General features: G+C 50.8%; 16 protein-coding genes, 3 tRNA genes, 2 rRNA genes, 1 other RNA gene and 1 other annotated feature. Of the genes, 17 read left to right on the top strand and 5 right to left on the bottom strand.

Annotated elements, in window-relative coordinates:
- The first annotated feature begins 11 nt into the window (after window positions 1-11).
- A 5S ribosomal RNA gene (gene rrf / locus EVJ29_RS14990) occupies window positions 12-127 on the top strand.
- A gap of 251 nt (window positions 128-378) precedes the next feature.
- Entirely contained in the window at window positions 379-1,842 is a 1,464-nt protein-coding gene (gene guaB, locus EVJ29_RS14985; RefSeq protein WP_071398621.1) for an IMP dehydrogenase, read from the top strand.
- Window positions 1,843-1,888: 46 nt separating this feature from the next.
- On the opposite strand, the gene EVJ29_RS14980 is transcribed toward guaB, so the two are convergent.
- The 3 genes from EVJ29_RS14980 to pdxR form a co-directional block, all read right to left on the bottom strand.
- The gene (locus tag EVJ29_RS14980) at window positions 1,889-5,320 is read right to left on the bottom strand and encodes an alpha-amylase family glycosyl hydrolase (protein WP_131490793.1); all 3,432 of its coding nucleotides are present in this window, start codon (window positions 5,318-5,320) and stop codon (window positions 1,889-1,891) included.
- Between the two features lie 150 nt (window positions 5,321-5,470).
- A complete protein-coding gene (locus EVJ29_RS14975) occupies window positions 5,471-6,097 on the bottom strand; it encodes a class A sortase (RefSeq protein WP_236633569.1) in 627 nt (208 codons plus the stop codon).
- A 4-nt stretch (window positions 6,098-6,101) separates the two neighbouring features.
- Window positions 6,102-7,520 carry a MocR-like pyridoxine biosynthesis transcription factor PdxR gene (gene pdxR, locus EVJ29_RS14970; protein WP_131466542.1) on the bottom strand — a complete coding sequence of 473 codons (1,419 nt, stop codon included), beginning with the start codon at window positions 7,518-7,520 and terminating at the stop codon, window positions 6,102-6,104.
- Window positions 7,521-7,807: 287 nt separating this feature from the next.
- On the opposite strand from pdxR, the gene pdxS reads away from it, so the two are divergent.
- The 8 genes from pdxS (at window position 7,808) to EVJ29_RS14930 (ending at window position 13,806) form a co-directional block, all read left to right on the top strand.
- Window positions 7,808-8,698, top strand: a complete 891-nt coding sequence (gene pdxS / locus EVJ29_RS14965) for a pyridoxal 5'-phosphate synthase lyase subunit PdxS (protein ID WP_070329506.1) — start codon at window positions 7,808-7,810, stop codon at window positions 8,696-8,698.
- A gap of 1 nt (window position 8,699) precedes the next feature.
- Window positions 8,700-9,278, top strand: coding sequence for a pyridoxal 5'-phosphate synthase glutaminase subunit PdxT (pdxT, locus tag EVJ29_RS14960; RefSeq protein WP_131490791.1), 579 nt, complete (start codon window positions 8,700-8,702; stop codon window positions 9,276-9,278).
- Window positions 9,279-9,416: 138 nt separating this feature from the next.
- Window positions 9,417-10,598 (top strand): D-alanyl-D-alanine carboxypeptidase family protein, encoded by a 1,182-nt coding sequence (locus EVJ29_RS14955; protein WP_131490790.1) that lies wholly within the window; start codon window positions 9,417-9,419, stop codon window positions 10,596-10,598.
- 18 nt (window positions 10,599-10,616) lie between these two features.
- Window positions 10,617-10,824, top strand: a binding site (T-box leader).
- A 52-nt stretch (window positions 10,825-10,876) separates the two neighbouring features.
- The gene (gene serS, locus EVJ29_RS14950; protein WP_131490789.1) at window positions 10,877-12,160 is read left to right on the top strand and encodes a serine--tRNA ligase; all 1,284 of its coding nucleotides are present in this window, start codon (window positions 10,877-10,879) and stop codon (window positions 12,158-12,160) included.
- Between the two features lie 146 nt (window positions 12,161-12,306).
- Window positions 12,307-12,397, top strand: a tRNA-Ser gene (locus EVJ29_RS14945).
- Between the two features lie 35 nt (window positions 12,398-12,432).
- Window positions 12,433-12,523 (top strand) — tRNA-Ser (locus EVJ29_RS14940).
- A gap of 30 nt (window positions 12,524-12,553) precedes the next feature.
- Window positions 12,554-12,643 (top strand) — tRNA-Ser (locus EVJ29_RS14935).
- Between the two features lie 164 nt (window positions 12,644-12,807).
- Window positions 12,808-13,806 carry a hypothetical protein gene (locus tag EVJ29_RS14930; protein ID WP_131466536.1) on the top strand — a complete coding sequence of 333 codons (999 nt, stop codon included), beginning with the start codon at window positions 12,808-12,810 and terminating at the stop codon, window positions 13,804-13,806.
- Window positions 13,807-13,846: 40 nt separating this feature from the next.
- On the opposite strand, the gene EVJ29_RS14925 is transcribed toward EVJ29_RS14930, so the two are convergent.
- On the bottom strand, window positions 13,847-14,518 hold the full coding sequence (locus EVJ29_RS14925) for a deoxynucleoside kinase (RefSeq protein WP_016510587.1): 672 nt from the start codon (window positions 14,516-14,518) through the stop codon (window positions 13,847-13,849).
- Window positions 14,515-15,150 carry a deoxynucleoside kinase gene (locus EVJ29_RS14920; protein WP_070329502.1) on the bottom strand — a complete coding sequence of 212 codons (636 nt, stop codon included), beginning with the start codon at window positions 15,148-15,150 and terminating at the stop codon, window positions 14,515-14,517. Before EVJ29_RS14920 ends, EVJ29_RS14925 begins: the two co-directional genes overlap by 4 nt.
- Window positions 15,151-15,271: 121 nt before the next feature.
- Between EVJ29_RS14920 and tadA the strand changes: the two genes are divergently transcribed.
- From tadA to EVJ29_RS14885, 7 genes are all read left to right on the top strand, one after another.
- The gene (gene tadA, locus EVJ29_RS14915; RefSeq protein ID WP_016510583.1) at window positions 15,272-15,772 is read left to right on the top strand and encodes a tRNA adenosine(34) deaminase TadA; all 501 of its coding nucleotides are present in this window, start codon (window positions 15,272-15,274) and stop codon (window positions 15,770-15,772) included.
- Between the two features lie 53 nt (window positions 15,773-15,825).
- An RNA gene (gene ffs, locus EVJ29_RS14910) (signal recognition particle sRNA large type) lies at window positions 15,826-16,094 on the top strand.
- 94 nt (window positions 16,095-16,188) lie between these two features.
- Window positions 16,189-17,865 carry a DNA polymerase III subunit gamma/tau gene (gene dnaX / locus EVJ29_RS14905; RefSeq protein WP_131505315.1) on the top strand — a complete coding sequence of 559 codons (1,677 nt, stop codon included), beginning with the start codon at window positions 16,189-16,191 and terminating at the stop codon, window positions 17,863-17,865.
- Window positions 17,866-17,880: 15 nt separating this feature from the next.
- Complete coding sequence (locus EVJ29_RS14900) at window positions 17,881-18,198, top strand: YbaB/EbfC family nucleoid-associated protein (protein ID WP_035386845.1); 318 nt, start codon at window positions 17,881-17,883, stop codon at window positions 18,196-18,198.
- 22 nt (window positions 18,199-18,220) lie between these two features.
- The gene (gene recR, locus EVJ29_RS14895; RefSeq protein WP_070329500.1) at window positions 18,221-18,820 is read left to right on the top strand and encodes a recombination mediator RecR; all 600 of its coding nucleotides are present in this window, start codon (window positions 18,221-18,223) and stop codon (window positions 18,818-18,820) included.
- A gap of 17 nt (window positions 18,821-18,837) precedes the next feature.
- On the top strand, window positions 18,838-19,041 hold the full coding sequence (locus tag EVJ29_RS14890; protein ID WP_236633568.1) for a YaaL family protein: 204 nt from the start codon (window positions 18,838-18,840) through the stop codon (window positions 19,039-19,041).
- 341 nt (window positions 19,042-19,382) lie between these two features.
- Window positions 19,383-19,446, top strand: a 16S ribosomal RNA gene (locus EVJ29_RS14885); the annotation flags it as partial.

Here is a 19,446-nt window from a genome sequence, read left to right as displayed (position 1 = left end):
ACAATCCCTTGTCTGGTGGCGATAGCGAAGCGGCCACACCCGTTCCCATGCCGAACACGGAAGTTAAGCGCTTCAGCGCCGAAAGTAGTTGGGGGTCTCCCCCTGTGAGGATAGGACGTTGCCAGGCCATATGAAGGACGACCAAGCACATGCTTGGTCGTCTTTTTCTATTTCTAAAACCGATTATTATTGACTTGGCCTTCCGATAACGTGGACATTTTCCGAATGATTTGAGAAGGATTCAACAGGAATGAACACAATTCTGAACTTTCTGAACATCGTGAATTGAATTGCACTTTCGAGCCATACCTGTTACCATTACAGAAATATTTCGAAACAAAGATTCGGGTCCGATAGAGAAAGGGGCAATCGATTTTTATGTGGGAAAACAAGTTTGCAAAAGAAGGATTAACGTTTGATGACGTCTTACTCGTACCGCGGTTTTCAAATGTCTTGCCAAGAGATGTAAGTCTGAGCACGAAGCTATGTGAAGGGCTTGAGTTAAACATTCCAGTCATCAGCGCTGGTATGGACACAGTGACGGAAGCACCGATGGCAATCGCCATGGCGCGTCAAGGTGGTCTTGGCGTTATCCACAAAAACATGTCGATGGAAATGCAAGCAGAGCATGTCGACCGTGTGAAACGTTCGGAGAACGGAGTCATTACGAATCCATTTTATTTGACGCCAGAGCGCCAAATTTACGATGCCGAGTATTTAATGAGTAAATACCGCATTTCCGGTGTCCCCATCGTCAATTCTGAACAAGAACGGAAATTGATCGGTATTTTGACTAACCGTGACCTTCGCTTCATCAGAGACTACTCGACTGTGATCGAAGACGTCATGACGACAGAAAATCTTGTCACTGCAAAAGTCGGAACTTCTCTTGAAGAAGCAGAGCGAATTCTGCACCAACACCGCATCGAGAAGTTACCACTCGTCGACGATGCCGGCGTTTTAAAGGGCTTGATCACGACGAAAGATATCGAGAAGGTTGAGCAATTCCCTCACGCTGCGAAAGACAAACAAGGGCGTCTTCTTGTGGCGGCAGCTGTCGGGGTAACAAAAGACGCTGCTTCGCGTGCTCAAATCCTTGTCGATGCAGGCGTGGATGCGCTCGTTGTCGATACAGCACACGGCCACTCGGCTGGTGTCATCGAGAAAGTGAAAGAACTGCGTGATTTGTTCCCGACACTTCCAATCATCGCCGGTAACGTGGCGACGGCAGAAGCGACACGTGCTTTGATCGAGGCCGGCGCTTCAGTCATCAAAGTCGGTATCGGACCGGGTTCGATTTGTACGACACGGGTCGTTGCCGGAGTCGGTGTCCCTCAAATCACGGCAGTCTACGACTGCGTGACAGAAGCACGAGAACACGGTGTCACGGTCATCGCTGACGGTGGAATCAAGTACTCGGGCGATATCGTCAAGGCAATCGCTGCTGGCGCAAGCGCTGTCATGCTCGGTAGTCTCTTGGCTGGCGTAAAAGAAAGCCCAGGTGAGATGGAGATCTATCAAGGTCGTCAGTTTAAGACTTACCGTGGTATGGGATCGGAAGCTTCGATGAAGCGAGGCAGTCAAGACCGTTACTTCCAAGAAGCGGATAAAAAATTCGTCCCAGAAGGCATTGAAGGACGCGTCGCTTACCGAGGCGAGCTGGCCGACACGGTGTATCAACTCATTGGTGGCCTTCGTTCGGGAATGGGCTATTGCGGCGCTGCCGACATTCGAGCATTGCGAGAAGATACGCAGTTCATTCGAATGACTGGAGCCGGCCTGCAAGAAAGCCACCCACACGATGTGCACATTACAAAAGAAGCACCAAATTATTCACGTTAACAAATAAGCCGTTGTCTCCTGAAAAGGGACAACGGCTTTTTGCTGATCATTTTTTAGCTTTAGAGACGAGGATGACCGTACCGCCTTGATCTTGCGCTGGTAGGTTCACGGTCACCTTGCCGTCGCGCTTGACGACGTATGTCCGTCCGCTATAGCGGTCGACGAGCACTGTGTTCTGTTTGTGCTTTGTTTCGAACGTCGCCGTTTGAGCCGACTCTTTCGTGTTCAATCCAATAAGAATAGACTCTTTGCCGTAAGCCCGTTCAAAAATCGAATAACCGGTGCTCGAACCGCCGGCAACGACCGAACGTGTTCCTTTGCTGAACACTTTTGAATAGTCCGCCCGAATGTTGAGCAACTTTTGATAGTGGGCGTGCATGTCTTTGCCTTCACCGTTCACCCGTTTCCAGTCAAAGTCGTAACGGTTTTCGTTAAACTCGCCTTTGTCCATGTCTAAGGCATGTTTCCCAGATTGACCGATCTCTTCTCCATAGTAGATGACCGGTTGCCCTTTCGCCGTCATTTGGAGCGAGGCTGCGACCATATGCTTACCTTCATCGCCGCCAGCACGAGAGATGAGGAAGCCATCTTCATCGTGGCTGCTGAGGAACTGGCCGAGTGTCGCTTCGTTTGAGAGTTGGGTGTTCCGGTATTGAAGAGCGCTCTCGACCCCATCAATGTTCCCGTTGATGAAATTTTCCGCTTGGTACTTGAAGTCGAAATCAAGCAACGAATCCATCTGGCCGCTCCGGAGATAGCCGCCTGTGTTGTTCACACTCGCCCCGTAATGCTCACCAATCATTTTAAAGTCTGGCTTGAGCGCTGTCAGTTCATTCTTAAACGATTTCCATGTCGTCGCATCCACATGCTTGACCGTATCGACACGGAAGTAATCGATCGTATTCCCTTGTTTCGTCTTCGAACGCTTGATCCAGTCAGTCTGCCATTTGACGAGTTGTTCACGGACGGCAGCTTCCTCTGTCTTAAAGTCAGGAAGGCCGGAGAGCGACATTTTCAAATCGTCCCCGTCGACAGGCGTGTCACGAATCATGCCTTTAAAGGCATCACGTTCCTTGTTCGTAGGGAAATTCGTCGCCCCTGTGCTGTCGGCGCCTGGTTCCATTCCGTAGCCTGGGTGGTTCAAGACGACGTCGACCATGATCTTGATGCCGCGTGCGTGGGCCGCATCGATCAGGCGATGGAACGCCTGCATGTCTCCGAGATGTTCATCAAGTTTCTCGAAGTTTTTGGCCCAGTAACCGTGATAGCCGTATTGAGAGCCATCTTTACCGTAGCGGAGATCCCAATCGATATTATCGACGATCGGGGTAATCCAAATCGTGTTGATCCCGAGCTTGTCGAGATAGTCGAGTTTTTTCGTGATCCCGGCGAAATCGCCGCCGTGATACGACTCGAGATGATCTTGGTCATAATATTCACCGTTCGGATTATTGTTCGTCTTGTCGCCATCGTGGAAACGATCCGTCAACATGAAGTAGATCCGGGCTTCGTCCCAGTCAAACGCTTGCTTGTCTTTCATCGTGACCGGTCGGACGTTTACGGAAGCCGTCGTTTTATGGACGTTGCCATATTGATCCACGGCCGTGATCGTCAACGTTTTGTTGCCTGGCATGACCGTATCTTTGACTGCGATCGTCTGTTTATTGAGTGCCGGATCGATTGAAAGTTTAGCCGGTCCACCAAGCGGGCGGGCATCGATATAGAGTTCACGAAGCGTCACGCCTTCTGGTAGCGTCGGTTTGACGTGAACGACGGCATTCTCCCGCGAACTGATCGCTTTCGGTGCGATCGAAGACGTGAGTTTGACGGCCGGACGACGGTATTCGACGGTTGACGCTTCAAAATAGGGATCCGTCACTTCGGTCGTGACGCCGTCTTTTGTGACGAGGAACGTATAGTCATGCGTCCCTTCCGGAAGACGGACGGTATGACGGTACCATTCGTTCTTATCCTCATACGCCATCGGATAGGTCACGCCATTCACGTTTAAGGCGACACGGTCGAGTTGATCGAGCTGTCCTGCCTCGTACAAGTCTTTGTCCCGATAGAAGAACGTGACGGTCCCGTCCTCGAACACCGGTCCTTGAATGGTTGGTACTTGATGGAAGGCGCCTTGGCCGCTCGCGACGACGACTTTCGTGACACGATCATTTCCGAGTTTCACGTAACGGTCTTCACCGTAAGCGTCCTTGACCGCCCAATCGGTTCCTTTACGGATGACAAATCCGACGTTCGTCGCATCTTTCCCGACTGGAATTCGGAAAATGGCGCCGTCTTCCGTAATTTTGTGGGGATCCACTTGTCCATCTTTTGCCCCGGTGCTCCACGTCCACAAGTTCCAATCGGTATAGTCTTGATCGGCGCGGACGTACAGCATTTCGATGTACCGCTGCGTCTTCCATGGATCAGCCAGCTCCGTGACGGTCTTGAACGAAGTCGTCAGCGCGGGTAGCGTCGTGGTCGATAGATTACCTTTGACGGCCCCGGCTGGCAATGTGGCCGTGTACGTCTGACCGAGTCCGAGTTTGCTCGTCGACGTGACAGTCACGGTCGAACCGTTTGCTTCGGCAGTGAACGGGACGGCCGTCTCTCCGCTCATCAAGCTGACATTTGAGGCGTCTAACGTCACCGGCTCATTGAACGTCCAGGTGATGGGAGCAGATACGTCGGCATCTACAGACTGATTCGCCGGGTCGACGTTCGTTACTTCAAGCTGCGTCACTGTCTCGACGCCGCTGAGTGTATAGGCCGGGCTGTACACAGATTGAGTCGACGGGTTGGCCGAGACGTTCCAGCTGTCAGCTAGTTTGTTAGATCCGTTGCTCGGAATCGTATCGAACGCACCGTGTTCACCGGCATTATTTCCGCTGAGGACGGTGAGAGCACGGACCGTGTCGTCATTTTTTAAACCGAGCAGCGACAACGGGATTTTCCCTTCGAATCCTGTCGTCCGGTCGAGGGCGAACGAAGCACCGTTCAAGTTTGCCAAGTTCGCGAGCGGGGTCGTCTTCCCAGCTTCATAGAGCGCGGCTTCTTTGACAGACTTGTCCCCATCGACACGAAGTAAAATGTGATACTGTGGTTTTTTGTCTGTTTGACTAAAGTTGAACGGATAACCGAGTGGGTTCGTGGCGACGCCAGAATCTTCATCGTTCACTTGGAGGGCGATGTTTATGTATTGGCCGTTGTCGCCCCAGTTCGGGACGTTGAACGCATCGACATAGAAGTACAGGTTCGTTTTGTCATTTTGAAGATAAAGATTGCCGAGATCGAAGCCTTGCCAACCAACATCTGCCGATGACGCTAGCGCCGAGACGTCTGTCCAATCGGTTTTATTCCCATCGACTGCCACCGTCGTCGGTTCGGCCAAGACGTTCACCGGGACACCGGCTTGAATGAGCAGGACAGAAGATAAGAGTAATGTCGTCGTACGTCGTGCCGTATTGTTCTTCTTCATGAGAGCACCTCTTTCGTAAAATAGGTCGTCTACAGGGCAACGGATTGTCAATTTTGTGCAAACGGTTCCAGAAATAGTTTAGCCGATTATGTAAGCGCTCACAATATGTTTTTTGAAAAACAATAAAACGTCCTTCGTGTGGAAGGACGCTCAGTTAGAGATATAAGGTGTTGTCTGCACGAGCTCTCCCTTGACGATTAATCGTTCCGTCGCATCGAACGTGCACGTGATCAAGGTAATGGTCGCATCTGTCGTCTCGTCAAGCACGTCGATCCGTGTCGGGGGAACGGTCTCGAGTGCCTCCGTCCGGTATTGATACGTGTTCGTCAAATCGGTCACGTAAATCATCGTTCCCGTCTTGATCGTATGGAGCGGTCCGAACAAGGCTGTCGGACTTTGGGTGTAATGACCGGCTAGTGCGTAATTCCCACGCCCCATCTGTTGGGAAGCGCGCATCGTACCAGCCCCGACCGCTAAATTCTCATTGTCGAGACCGTACAAAATTGGTAATTCTAAATCGATATCTGGAATCGTGATCATGCCGATTGTCGGCAAATCATGAAATCGATTGCGCACGTTTAACAAGTCGTCCCACGATAACGGTTCGACCGTTTCGAAGTCGAATTCGCCCCGATCCGGCTGTTGGAATTGAATCGCTTCAGTCACACGTTTGCTGTTCGAGGTGGCGACACGGTCTTTCCACCATGACTCGGTCAAAAAGAGGCTACCGATCAACAAACAGACGATGCCGATGACGTAGCGTGAGCGTCTGATCATTGTTTCATCGCGAGGTTTTCCCATATGGCCCTCCCTTCCCGATATTCCAACAGGTCATCAACTGGTCAATCGCCGCGTGTAACGTCGCTTCAGGCAGGGCGGCGAAACCAAATAGCAGTTGCGGTCTCGTGTCGCGTGAATTGATACGATAGTCGGCCATCGCCTTGATACGAATGCCTGACTGTTCAGCGAGTTGCTTCAATTGCTCGCTAGTTTGTGCTGTATCGACCGAGAGGACGATGTGGAGACCAGCGCTGGCGCCAGTGATTGTGACGAGCGGCTCGTATGGTTTGAACGCCGTGATCACGGTCTCAAGTTTGCGGCGGTACGTTTTACGCATCCGGTTCAAATGTTTCTCGAAATCGCCGCTCGCCATAAACTCGGTTAGCGTATGTTGCTCGAAACGCGGCACACTGCAGGTGAAATGGCGATACCGTTCCCGATAGCGGTTTAACAGTGGGGGCGGAAGCACCATGTAACCGATGCGGAGCGAAGGCATGAGCGACTTCGAAAACGTGCTCAAATAAACGACACGTTCGTTTTGATCCATGCTTTGCAACGAAGGAATCGGTTTGCCGCTGTAACGAAACTCGCTATCGTAATCATCTTCAATGATGTACGTTTGCCGCTCGGACGCCCAGTTGAGGAGGCGCTGGCGACGGCTGACGGACAGGATCGTACCGGTCGGGAACTGATGGGCCGGGGTCACATAAACCGCATCGATTGCCTCTGCCTCGAGTCGGTCGACAAGGACCCCGCTGTCGTCGACCGGGAGCGGGACGTAGCTTCGATTTTGGTGTTCGAACAGCTGTCGCGTGAGCGGATAGCCCGGGTCTTCAATCCCGAACGTCGTCGCGTCGGTGAGCAAGTCGAGCAGTTGAGGCAACAATTGCTCGGTCCCAGAACCGACGATGATCTGCTCGGGCGAACAATGAACGCCACGGGAGTGATACAAGTACGTGGCGATTTCTTGGCGGAGCACGAGATCGCCTTGCACCGACCCGAGTGCGAGCAGTTCATGATTCTCCTCGGCGACGACTTGTTTCAAGTGACGGCGCCAACGTTCGAACGGGAATGCGGTCGTATCGATCTGACTCGGGTATAAGTCGAACGTGTATGTTTTTTTCGTCGGAAGCGGTTCGATCGTGCTGGTGCCACGCCTGACGTACAGCTCTTCTTGCGGCAAGACGTAAAACCCTTTCCGTGGCAGCGACTCGATATATCCTTCAGCAAGCAGCTGGGCGTAAGCGAGCTCGACCGTCGTTTGCGAGACGTCCAAAAATTGGCCGAGCTTCCGTTTTGACGGCAGTTTCGTCCCGGTCATGAGCGTATCGTCGACGATCGCTTGCCGGATGTGTAAATAGAGCTGTTCATAAAGCGGGGTGCTCGATTCGGGCTCGAGCGAGAATGTGAGCATATCCATAAGTTGTCCTTTCTTCTGTCAGCCGAAGAAAACATAGAGCACGAATCCGATGACGAGAATGAACGAAATCAGTCCAGGCTTCCCGTAAAAGGAACGGTTTTCCGCTTGATCTCGCGGGTTCCATTGGTCCATAAAACATTCCTCCCTTATACGTAATAAAATTCGAGGAAACGAGCATGAACCCTTCTCCTAGAACTGACCACTTTAAAAAATATAAAACTGGCACTTTCAATATAGTCAAATCAATCTATACTTGCAAGTAGACTAGCTTAATGGAGGCGATTTATATGGAAAAGAGACAAGTAGGGACAGATAAAGTCAAACGTGGAATGGCCGAAATGCAAAAAGGTGGCGTCATCATGGACGTCATCAACGCTGAACAGGCGAAGATTGCTGAAGCAGCAGGAGCCGTGGCAGTCATGGCGCTCGAGCGCGTACCATCAGACATTCGTAAAATGGGTGGCGTCGCCCGGATGGCAGACCCGACAATCATCGAAGATGTCATGGGAGCGGTATCTGTACCGGTCATGGCGAAATGCCGCATCGGACATATCGCCGAAGCCCGTGTCCTTGAATCGATGGGGGTCGATTTCATCGATGAGAGCGAAGTGTTGACACCGGCCGATGAAGAGTTCCATCTTTACAAGCGTGATTACAATGCGCCGTTCGTCTGCGGAGCGCGTGACCTCGGAGAAGCTTCACGCCGCATCGGTGAAGGTGCAGCGATGATCCGGACAAAAGGTGAGCCAGGGACAGGAAACATCGTCGAAGCGGTTCGTCACATGCGTACCGTCCAAGCACAAGTGAAACGCTTGCTTTCAATGAGCATCGATGAAGTGATGACAGAAGCGCGCGACCTTGGTGCCCCGTTCGAAGTGCTCATGCAAATTCGTGAAGCGGGCCGTCTTCCGGTCGTCAACTTCGCAGCAGGTGGTATCGCGACGCCGGCAGACGCGGCACTCATGATGCACCTCGGTGCGGACGGCGTCTTCGTCGGATCAGGTATCTTTAAAGCAGAGAACCCAGAGAAATTTGCCCGTGCCATCGTTGAAGCGACGACATACCATGACGACTACGAGCGAATCGCTCACTTGTCAAAAGGTCTTGGCGAAGCGATGAAAGGACTCGACGTCCGCACGCTCAAACCAGAAGAGCTCATGGCGCCGCGAGGTTGGTAAGATGACGACGATCGGTGTACTCGGAATGCAAGGTGCGATTCGTGAACACGTCCGCATGCTCGAGGCGCTCGGTGCAGATACGCTCGTCGTCCGTTCGGTCGATGACTTGGACCGCATCGACGGACTCGTCTTGCCAGGCGGGGAGAGCACGGCGATGCGTCGTCTGCTCGACCGCTATGACCTGCTCGAACCGCTTCGTGCGAACACATCGTTGCCGATGTTCGGCACATGTGCCGGACTGATTTTACTCGCGACCGAAGTGGAAGGGTATGATGCCCACCTTCGCAAAATCCCGATGATCGTCAAGCGCAACGCGTTCGGACGTCAAGTCGACAGTTTCGAGGTCGATTTACCGGTCAAAGGACTCGATGACGCGGTTGAAGCAGTGTTCATCCGGGCCCCGCAAGTAGCAGCGGTTGACGCTAACGTCGAAGTCCTCGCCGAGGTCGAAGAAGCAATCGTTGCAGTGCGCTACGACAAATATGTTGCCTGTTCGTTCCATCCAGAACTGACGGATGACTTGTCGATGCACCGCTACTTCTTAGAAATCGTCAAGGCGACGAAGCATCAACTCGCATGAGTCGAAGACTCCCTGTAACTAGGGGGTCTTTTTCTGCTACACTGTAACGAGACACGTACAGAAAGGGGCAAGACTGTGAAAGATAAATGGATTGTATCGGTGCTCATATGCGCTGTCCTTATAACTATTGTTTTTCCGATGAACGCTTCAGCAGCGCCTAAAGTCGAAGCGAGCGGTGCGATGCTCGTCGATATGACGACCGGGCAGGTTCTTTTTTCGAAAGATGAAGATGCGATGCTCCCACCGGCGTCGATCACAAAGCTGATGACCACTTTCCTCGTTCGGGAGGCAGTCGAGTCAGGAGAACTGAGTTGGAACGAAGAAGTGACGCCGAGTGAAGCGGCATTGGCCTTGACGCGTAAACCAGGGCTCGCCCGCATCCCGCTCGTCAATAAACCGTATACAGTCAAGGAACTATATGACGTGGCGCTCATCCGCTCGGCGAACGAGGCCGCGGTGACGCTGTCCGAGGCGGTGGCGGGGTCGGAAGAAGTGTTCGTTCAACAGATGAACGAGCGGGCAACCGAGCTCGGCATGACCCAGACGACGTTCGCGAACGTCTCGGGACTAGATTCTGTATCAGCAGGGCGTCCAGGAGAAAACTTGACGTCGGCGAATGATTTGATGAGGCTCGCGCTCGCCTACTTGACGAAATTTCCGGATGTGCTCGACGTGACGAAGCGAGCGTATGTCGACATTGACGGCGTCAGATTCGAAGCGACGAATCGGATGCTTTCAGGCCGCGATTTGGCGTATCCAGGGATGCTCGGTTTTAAGACGGGCACGACGGATGACGCCGGTTATTGCTTCATCGGCGTATCGACACGAGATGGTCGGACCGTGCTCTCCGTCGTCCTTGGGGCCGAGACGGACAACGGGCGCTATGAGGCGACGAAAGCACTTCATGAGTTCGCTTATCGCGACTTTGTCATGACACCGATTTTACGGACCGGAGAAATCGTGCCGGAGAATGTATTCGTCGCCGAGGGAGAAGTTGAAACGGTAGCTGCGCGGACGACAGCGGCGTTCGAAGTGCTCGTCGAGAAAGGACAAGCCGTCCCTGAACCAGTCTATGACCTTCCGGACACGAAAGCACCGGTCGCAGTCGATCAACAAGTCGGGACGGTCACGATTGAACCTTCAGAGAGCGTCCGCTATCTTGACGGCGAGAGTCCGCCGACAGGAACACTTGTGACTGCCGAATCAGTCGAGACCGCTTCATTTTTGACTCGGATGAGCCGGGCCTTCGCAGACTTTTTAGAGGAGGTTCGACTCGTCCTAGGAAAACTGAGTCTTGTCGATAGAGTCGAGATGTTGTAAAGTAAGATTAATTCAATGACAGATGCAACGATGAGGAAAAGTACGTTACAGTCATCTACTTACAGAGAGCTAGTGGTTGGTGCAAACTAGTGGGACGACGTAACTGAATCGGCCTCGGAGCATTGACTTGGAAACAAGTCACGTCACGCACACGTTACGTGCATCGAGTGGCCTAGTTTTAGGCAACGAGGGTGGCAACGCGGATCCAAGGTGGTTCGTCCCTTTCCTACGGGAAAGGGGCGTGCCACCTTTTTTATGCAAAAAAGGAGGAACTAGTTATGTTAGACATCAAACGATTACGTCAAGATTTTGAAGGGATTAAAACCAAGCTCGCCCAACGCGGTGAAGACTTGAGTGCGCTCGACCGTTTCCCGGAGTTAGAAGGGAAACGCCGGGACCTCATCAACGAGGTCGATGTGAAGAAAGCAAAACGAAATGAGGCGACGAAACAAATCGCTGAGCTCAAGCGCAACAAGCAAGACGCGGAAGCACCGATCCTTGAAACACGCCGCCTTGGTGATGAGATCAAGTTGCTCGACGAGGAATTGCGTGAAGTGGAAGCCGAGTTGAACATGATTCTCCTCAGCATCCCGAACATCCCGCATGAATCAACGCCGATCGGTGAAACAGAAGACGACAACGTCACGATCCGCGAAGTCGGAACGAAGCCCGAGTTCGATTTTGAGATGAAACAGCATTGGGACGTGATGGAAGACTTGAAAATTGTCGACGTCGAACGCGCCGGTAAAGTGACGGGAAGCCGTTTCGTCTTCTATAAAGGATTAGGTGCTCGCTTAGAACGGGCGTTGATCAACTTCATGATGGATATGCATGCCGATGAGCACGGCTATTCTGAAGTGCTCCCACCGTACATGGTTAACCGTGACGCGATGACAGGGACGGGTCAGTTGCCTAAATTTGAAGAAGATGCGTTCAAAGTGGCCGACACGAATTACTTCCTCGTCCCGACAGCGGAAGTACCGGTGACGAACATGCACCGCGATGAGATTATCGCTGAAGCGAACTTGCCGATCACGTATACAGCTTACAGCGCTTGCTTCCGTTCAGAAGCGGGATCTGCCGGTCGTGACACACGCGGTCTCATCCGTCAGCACCAGTTCAACAAAGTCGAGCTCGTCCGCTTCGTCAAACCAGAAGAGTCTTACGAGCAACTCGAGTTGTTGACAGGACACGCGGAAGAAGTGTTGAAACGCCTCGGTCTTCCATATCAAGTACTCAGCATGTGTACAGCCGACCTCGGTTTCACCGCAGCGAAGAAGTACGATATTGAAGTATGGATGCCGGCTCAAGGTGTATATCGAGAGATCTCATCTTGCTCAAACTTCGAGGACTTCCAAGCGCGTCGTGCCGGGATCCGCTTCCGTCGTGATGTGAATGCCAAACCGGAGTTCGTGCATACACTCAACGGTTCAGGGCTTGCCGTCGGTCGGACCGTCGCCGCGATTTTAGAGAACTTCCAACAAGCCGATGGATCGGTCGTCATCCCAGAAGCGCTGCGTCCATACATGGGCGGAATTGAAAAAATTGAACTTCCCCGTTAAACGAGGAATGGCCTATCCGAACGTATCATTCCGGATAGGCTTTTTTTTAAATGTTTTTTTACAAAAGGGTTTGACATCTGCTTGCTGAGTTGGTACTATAAATCATGTCGAGCGAGATGTTTGTTCGTCAACTGCATACGAGCCGTGGAGGTGTACCCAAGTGGTTTAAGGGAACGGTCTTGAAAACCGTCAGGGGTGTAACAGCCCGCGTGGGTTCGAATCCCACCACCTCTTCCATTTTTATTTAGAGGCTCAACAATTGCATACATCGTGGAGGTGTACCCAAGTGGTTTAAGGGAACGGTCTTGAAAACCGTCAGGGGTGTAACAGCCCGCGTGGGTTCGAATCCCACCACCTCTTCCACTTTCTTTTTTTTTACACTTTTTTCAGCTTGGAGTTGTACCCAAGCCCGGCTGAAGGGGACGGACTCGAAATCCGTTAGGAGTCGTAAGGCTCGCGTGGGTTCGAATCCCACCAACTCCGCTTTTTAGGCGTCTGCACAGGCAGATGCGTTTTTTTTTGTCGTAGACTACGGTCTGCGGCTTTTTTTGTTTGTGGCGAAACAGCGAAAAGTGGCTAATCTCGGCTTGAATCGGGAATCTTAATAAGGTAGAGACTGGTGGCGCGTTAGGAAGGAGAGGAGCGTCATGGACTGGATTGAAGCGTATGTCGATGAAGTGGTCAGGCATGTCCCGCCGAAGCGGAGAGACGAAGCTGCCGTTGCTATTAGGGAGGATATCGAAGCGAAGCTGCCGGATCAGCCGACCGAGACGGAAGTGAAGCGCGTGCTCGAACAGATGGGACATCCGGCCATCGTTGCTGCGCGTTATAAAGACGGCCAGTATTTGATTGGACCTAAGTTTTTCCCGATGTATGTCAATGTGGTCAAGCTCGTCGTCCCGATCGTGATGGCTGTAGTCTTCTTCGGTTTGCTCATGGCGAGCATCCCTACATTCTCTGGACCGGCCATGCCGACAATCGGAATCTTTCTCACGAATTTGTTCGACACGTTATGGGACGTTGGGATTCAACTCGTTTTTTGGATCACGCTCGTCTTCTTTTTAATTGAGCGTTACGCGCCGAGCGATGCGATCGCCCCTGACATGAGTTGGAATGTGTCCACATTGCGTGATCGGGACCGCGGAGGACGGATTAGTAAATTGGATGCCGGATTCGGATTGTTCTTTACGGCGGTTTGGTTCGGGGTGTATTTGAACGCCGAGCGGTTTCTCGGGATTTATGAGTCGACAGGGGAAGGTTTTTCGATGATTGTTCCGATTTTTAATCAATCGTTCTTGTTTGAAGTGGTCTGGTTGTTCTTAGCCGTCATTTTGCTTCAAGTCGTCCTCGGTGTTTGGAAATGGGTGAAAGGACGTTGGACGTATGCACTCGCCTCGTTCAATTTGATCTATAACGTGGCCTCAGCCGCCTTTATCATTTGGATGGCGGGTTCGTCGCGCTTGTTCGACCCGCGCTTTATCGACTGGGTCGAACTAAATGTCCCGAACGACGTGTTCTCGTTCGGGTGGGTGTTCGGATTGGTCGTGGCCATCACGATTCTGGCGGCTGTGTTTGATACGATTGACGGGTACCGGAAGGCTTGGAAAACACCGACACATCGAAAACGCCCGATTGCCCAGCCGTAAAAAAAGATGATGCCTCGCTTTTGAGCGGGGCATCATCTTTTTATCTTACTTTTGCTTCACGAGCGACTGTCAATTGTTTCCCGATTTTTTCAAGAATGAGTTCAACTGAATCCGGATCGTTAATCAAGTCATATTCTTCAATTGATAGACGAAGTACCGGGCACAAGTTGAAGTTGTTGATCCATTCCGTGTAGCGGGCGTACATTTCTTCCCAATACGCGATTGGTGTTTGTTGTTCCATCTCACGGCCACGCAGTTGAATGCGGTCGAGCACTTGCTCGAATGAGCCTTCGAGATAGATCAGTAGATCAGGGTGTGGGAAGAACGGCGTGAGCACCATTGCTTCGAACAGGCTTGAGTACGTCTCGTAATCTGTCGGCGACATCGTGCCTTTTTCATAGTGCATCTTCGCGAAGATGCCTGTATCTTCATAAATCGAACGGTCTTGAATGAAGCCGCCGCCGTATTGGAAGATTTTCTTCTGTTCTTTGAACCGCTCTGCCAAGAAGTAGATTTGAAGATGGAAGCTCCAACGCTCAAAATCATGATAGAATTTATCGAGGTATGGGTTCGTGTCCACTTTCTCGAGAGAAGTGCGGAAATTGAGGGCGTCGGCAAGCGAGTTCGTGATTGTCGATTTACCGATTCCGACCATTCCACCGATCGTAATGATCGTGTCATTCGGAATGTTATATTTTTCATTCAGGGTCATTTTAGTTGGGCTCCTTTAGTCAATTCTAGTTCGCGTTCAATCGTCGTGAGAACGTGCGTCAAATCGTCCGGGTTTTGGACAAAATCAAGTTCGTCTCCGCTGAACGAAAGAATCGTCACTTCGGGGTGAGTCGCACGGTACGATTCGACAAACGTTTCGTAATCCCGGGCGAGTTGTTCGAGGTAGTCGCGAGACATGTTCTCTTCTACTTCACGTCCACGCAACGCTACGCGTTTCATAAGCGTCTCGATACTGGCGTGCAAGTAGATGACGACATCGGGTTTCGGCATATCATGTGTCAAAATCTTATAGATTTGCTCATACTTGTTCAAGTGGGCTGGTCTCAGCGAACGGTGGGCAAAAATCAAGTTCTTGAAAATATGATAGTCTGAAACGACGGATTGCTGTTGGCTCAAGTGGTGTTTGTGGATATCGTCTAATTGCTTGAATCGATTGCATAAGAAGAACATTTCCGTTTGGAAACTCCATTCTTCGATATCTTCATAAAACTTGCCGAGAAATGGGTTTTCTTCTACAATTTCATTCAGCATCTGCATTGAAAAGTGCTGACTGATGATATGGGCCAGTGACGTTTTCCCGACACCAATCGGTCCCTCTACCGTTATAAACATATGATGTCATCCTCCATTATCCAAAGTGCAAGTTCCATTCTAGCACACAATGAAGAAGATAGGGCGAGCGAAATGATTTTCATTTTTTTTCATACTATGTGACAAGAAACGGGGTGTTAATATGGAACGGGATGAACGATTTATGAGGCTCGCCATCGCCGAAGCAAAGAAGGCGGAAGCAATCGGGGAAGTCCCGATCGGTTGTGTCATCGTTAAAGGAGAAGACGTGATCGCGACCGGCTATAACCGGCGTGAAACGGATTTATTGGCGGCGGCGCATGCCGAGATGATTGCGATTGAATCAGCGAATACGGTACTCGGTAACTGGCGGCTTGAAGACTGTGAACTGTTCGTGACGTTAGAGCCTTGTCCGATGTGCGCGGGTGCGATCATCCTCTCGCGCGTGAAGCGTGTCGTGTTTGGTGCCCGCGATCCCAAAGGCGGATGTTGCGGGACACTCATGAACCTTCTTCAAGACGATCGGTTCAATCATCAAGCTGAAGTGACCGAAAACGTTTTAGCAGAAGAATGTGGAGAGCTACTAACAACCTTCTTCCGCGGCCTTCGAGAACGGAAGAAGCAGGCTCGGCTTGAACAGAGAGGTTGCAACGCATCTGATTAAACAGTATAATGTAATAGCACTCGAAGAAGTGCTTAACTTCATTTACCCATTTGCCGTGCTAGGCGGGGAGGTAGCGGTGCCCTGTAACTCGCAATCCGCTATAGCGAGACTGAATTCCGATTCGAGGGAGTGCATTGGTGTGGCCCGTCCTCGTGTAAGTGGCGTTGACGTCTGAGTCCTGCGCAACGGTCACCCATGAACCAGGTCAGGTCCGGAAGGAAGCAGCCTTAAGTGGTGACGTACCGTGTGCCGCAGGGGTGCTTGGGCCGAGCAAACTGCATGAGTAACGCACATTGACGTGCTTTCAGAAATCGGTGCGCGGCAGATTTATTTAATAACTTTAATCTACGGCCCCAGGGTTGTAGATTTTTTTGTATGATGAAATAAAAGATGAAACGATGAAAGGAGGCGGGGACATGGCGTATCAAGCATTGTATCGGGTCTATCGTCCGCAGTCATTCCAAGAGGTAGTCGGTCAAATACACATCACACGCACGATTCAAAATGCGTTACTCGAAGAACGGATGTCACACGCTTATTTATTCTCTGGTCCGCGAGGTACGGGGAAGACGAGCCTCGCGAAGATTATCGCGAAGGCAATTAACTGCGAAACGGCGCCGACGAGGGAACCGTGTAATACGTGCCCGACCTGTGTGGCGATTACGGAAGGGACGAGCCCGGATGTATTCGAAATCGATGCCGCTTCAAACAACGGGGTCGATGAGATCCGCGAAATTCGAGACAAGGTCAAGTATCCGCCTTCGCAAGCGCGTTATAAAGTGTACATTATCGATGAAGTGCATATGCTTTCGACAGGGGCGTTCAATGCACTATTGAAAACGTTGGAAGAACCCCCACCCCATGCGATCTTCATTTTAGCGACGACGGAGCCCCATAAGATTCCGGCGACCATCATCTCACGTTGCCAACGTTTCGATGTGAAGCGGCATGAAGTCGGTCAACTCCAGACACGAATGGCTTACATTTTGAACGACCAAGATTATGACTATGATCCAGAAGCGCTTAAACTGATTGCCCGTGCCGCTGACGGTGGGATGCGTGATGCATTGAGCCTGCTTGACCAAGCGCTTGCGTTCAGTGACGGCCGTTTGACGGAAGAGGCAGTGCTCGAAGTGACGGGTGCGGTTACGGATGACGCTCTCCTTGATATGGCCTATGGATTGCAACAGAGACAACTCGATCAAATTCTGAAGACGCTTGAGACGATGTTGCGTGAAGGGAAGGACTTGAAACGGTTTATCGAAGATCTCGTGTTCGTGCACCGTGATGCCCTTCTATTAAAAGCATCTCCACAAGCGATAGACTTACTAGAGCGAGCCCGTCCGAACGAGACGTTCCGCCAATTCGTGGAAACGACCTCGACGGACGAGCTGTTTCAAGTGATCGAAGAATTGAATGAGTGTCAGCAACAAATGCGCTTATCCAACCATCCGAAAGTGCTGGTCGAGCTGACGTTCATTCGTATCGCTGAACAAGGACGAACGATGACCGAGCAAATGAAGCAACTTCAAGACCAAGTACGTGAATTGAGTCGTGAGTTGAATGAAGTGAAGAAAAATGGGATAGCGGTCACAGAGGCCGCTGCCGAGAAGCCGAAAGTGATGAAGCGGACGCAAGTTCGTGTTCCGAAAGAACGGATCCGCCAGTTGTTGCAACGGGCTGAGCGGCAGCATTTGAATGCAATCCGTGATAGTTGGGAAGACATTATGGTCAACATCCGTACGGTGGACGGCCCGATTTTCGCGCTGTTCTATGAGAGTGAAGCTGTCCTTTGTGCAAGTGACACCTTACTGGTACAATTTAAAGATGGGATGACATGGCACTACGAGCAGGTCAGTTCAAACGGCCGGACCCGCGATGTGATCGAGCAAGCGTTGTTCGAAGTGACGGGGATCCGTCGAGAAATCATGGCCGTGCTCGAGAGCGATTGGGTCGAGTTAAAAAACGAATTCATCCTTCGTAAACAATCCGAACGTTCAGACCATAAAGAAGAAGAGAAGGTCGAAGAAGACCCGCTCATTGTTCAAGCTGTCGAACGATTTGGAGATGTCGTTGAAATCGAAGAAATTTAAAAGGAGGCGCTCGATATGCGTGGAATGGGAAACATGAACAACATGATGAAACAGATGCAGAAAATGCAAAAAGATATGGCGAAAGCGCAAGAAGAATTAAAGGACTTGACGGTTGAAGGCACAGCCGGAGGCGGGATGGTCAAAGTGATCGTCAGTGGCCATAAAGAAGTAATGGATATCATCATCGCGGAAGAAGCGGTCGACCCAGATGACGTCGATATGTTGCAAGACCTTGTTTTAGCGGCTGTCAATGACGCCATGAAACAAGCCGACCAACTCGTCAACGATAAGATGGGACGTTTTACGCAAGGGATGAACCTTCCAGGTTTTTAAGTGAAGAAAGGAAAGATGCGAGTTGCAATACCCTGAAGCAATCGGACGCTTGATTGAAAGCTTTACAAAGTTGCCAGGAATTGGTCCGAAAACTGCCATCCGGCTAGCGTTCCATGTATTAGATATGGAAGAGGACGATGTATTGACGTTCGCCAAGGCGCTTGTCAGTGCGAAGCGTGATATTAAATACTGTACAGTGTGCGGACATATTACGGACGTCGATCCGTGTGCGATCTGTAAAGATTCGCACCGAGATGAAACGATCATCTGTGTCGTGCAAGATTCACGAGACGTTATTGCAATGGAGAAGATGCGGGAATATCGAGGGAAGTATCATGTGTTACATGGGGCGATTAGCCCGATGGAAGGGATTGGACCTGAAGATATTAACGTATCGAGTTTGCTGACGCGTCTACAAGAGAACGAAGCGGTCAGTGAAGTGATTTTGGCGACCAACCCGAACATTGAAGGGGAAGCTACGTCGATGTATCTATCGAGACTGCTCAAACCGACCGGGATTAAAGTGACGCGTCTGGCGCACGGACTTCCTGTCGGGGGCGATTTAGAGTATGCGGATGAAGTAACCCTCTCCCGGGCGATGGAAGGTCGCCGAGAACTATGAGGTGGTTTCGCAAACCTTTGCGGGATAGTTATGATCAACGGTTCCTAAGAGAACTGTTAGATGCGAAGGCGAAGTACGAAACGAAGCGCCACATGCTTGAAGTGAGCGTTGAAGACACTGGTGAACTGGCTGCCCAAGTGAAGCAGGCTGAAGCACTATACTTTTTTTATCTAAAAGAAGCAAAGCGACGACAAGTGTCCCTTTCTAATTTACGAACTTGAGACGAGGCGAAAGTCTCGTCTTTTTTTCTCTATATAATGAAGGAACTGGGGAGGGAAACGTCGCAGACTATAAAAAAACAAAGAATGTTTCTAGTTTTTAAAGTTTTTTTAATAAAGCTATTGCGTAGTTAAAGTTTTATTGATATATTAATAGACGTCGCCGAGAGCGAATGAAAAAATAATCTTAAAAAAGTTATTGACCATTTGGTTGAAACTTGTTAAGATATCTAAGTCGCCAAAGTGTGACAGACGAACTTTGAAAACTGAACGATGAGGCAAAAAAAGTTTTACAAGTTTTGATTGAAGCGCAAGCTTCGTCATTTTCAAGAGCTATATCAAATTCTTTGGAGAGTTTGATCCTGGCTCAGGACGAACGCTGGCGGCGTGCCTAATACATGCAAGTCG

The sequence above is a fragment of the Exiguobacterium sp. SH4S7 genome (assembly GCF_004336795.1).
Taxonomy (GTDB): domain Bacteria; phylum Bacillota; class Bacilli; order Exiguobacteriales; family Exiguobacteriaceae; genus Exiguobacterium; species Exiguobacterium aurantiacum_A.
The sequence above is the reverse complement of the archived record's forward strand: the minus strand, read 5'-3'. Positions and strand labels throughout refer to the sequence as shown.

Coding starts and splice junctions, on each gene's coding strand:
- guaB (WP_071398621.1), top strand. CDS start 379: ATGTGGGAAAACAAGTTTGCAAAAGAAGGATTAACGTTTGATGACGTC.
- serS (WP_131490789.1), top strand. CDS start 10,877: ATGTTAGACATCAAACGATTACGTCAAGATTTTGAAGGGATTAAAACC.
- pdxT (WP_131490791.1), top strand. CDS start 8,700: ATGACGACGATCGGTGTACTCGGAATGCAAGGTGCGATTCGTGAACAC.
- pdxS (WP_070329506.1), top strand. CDS start 7,808: ATGGAAAAGAGACAAGTAGGGACAGATAAAGTCAAACGTGGAATGGCC.
- EVJ29_RS14920 (WP_070329502.1), bottom strand. CDS start 15,150: ATGTTTATAACGGTAGAGGGACCGATTGGTGTCGGGAAAACGTCACTG.
- pdxR (WP_131466542.1), bottom strand. CDS start 7,520: ATGGATATGCTCACATTCTCGCTCGAGCCCGAATCGAGCACCCCGCTT.
- EVJ29_RS14955 (WP_131490790.1), top strand. CDS start 9,417: ATGAACGCTTCAGCAGCGCCTAAAGTCGAAGCGAGCGGTGCGATGCTC.
- dnaX (WP_131505315.1), top strand. CDS start 16,189: ATGGCGTATCAAGCATTGTATCGGGTCTATCGTCCGCAGTCATTCCAA.
- EVJ29_RS14975 (WP_236633569.1), bottom strand. CDS start 6,097: ATGATCAGACGCTCACGCTACGTCATCGGCATCGTCTGTTTGTTGATC.
- EVJ29_RS14980 (WP_131490793.1), bottom strand. CDS start 5,320: ATGAAGAAGAACAATACGGCACGACGTACGACGACATTACTCTTATCT.
- tadA (WP_016510583.1), top strand. CDS start 15,272: ATGGAACGGGATGAACGATTTATGAGGCTCGCCATCGCCGAAGCAAAG.
- EVJ29_RS14925 (WP_016510587.1), bottom strand. CDS start 14,518: ATGACCCTGAATGAAAAATATAACATTCCGAATGACACGATCATTACG.
- EVJ29_RS14900 (WP_035386845.1), top strand. CDS start 17,881: ATGCGTGGAATGGGAAACATGAACAACATGATGAAACAGATGCAGAAA.
- EVJ29_RS14930 (WP_131466536.1), top strand. CDS start 12,808: ATGGACTGGATTGAAGCGTATGTCGATGAAGTGGTCAGGCATGTCCCG.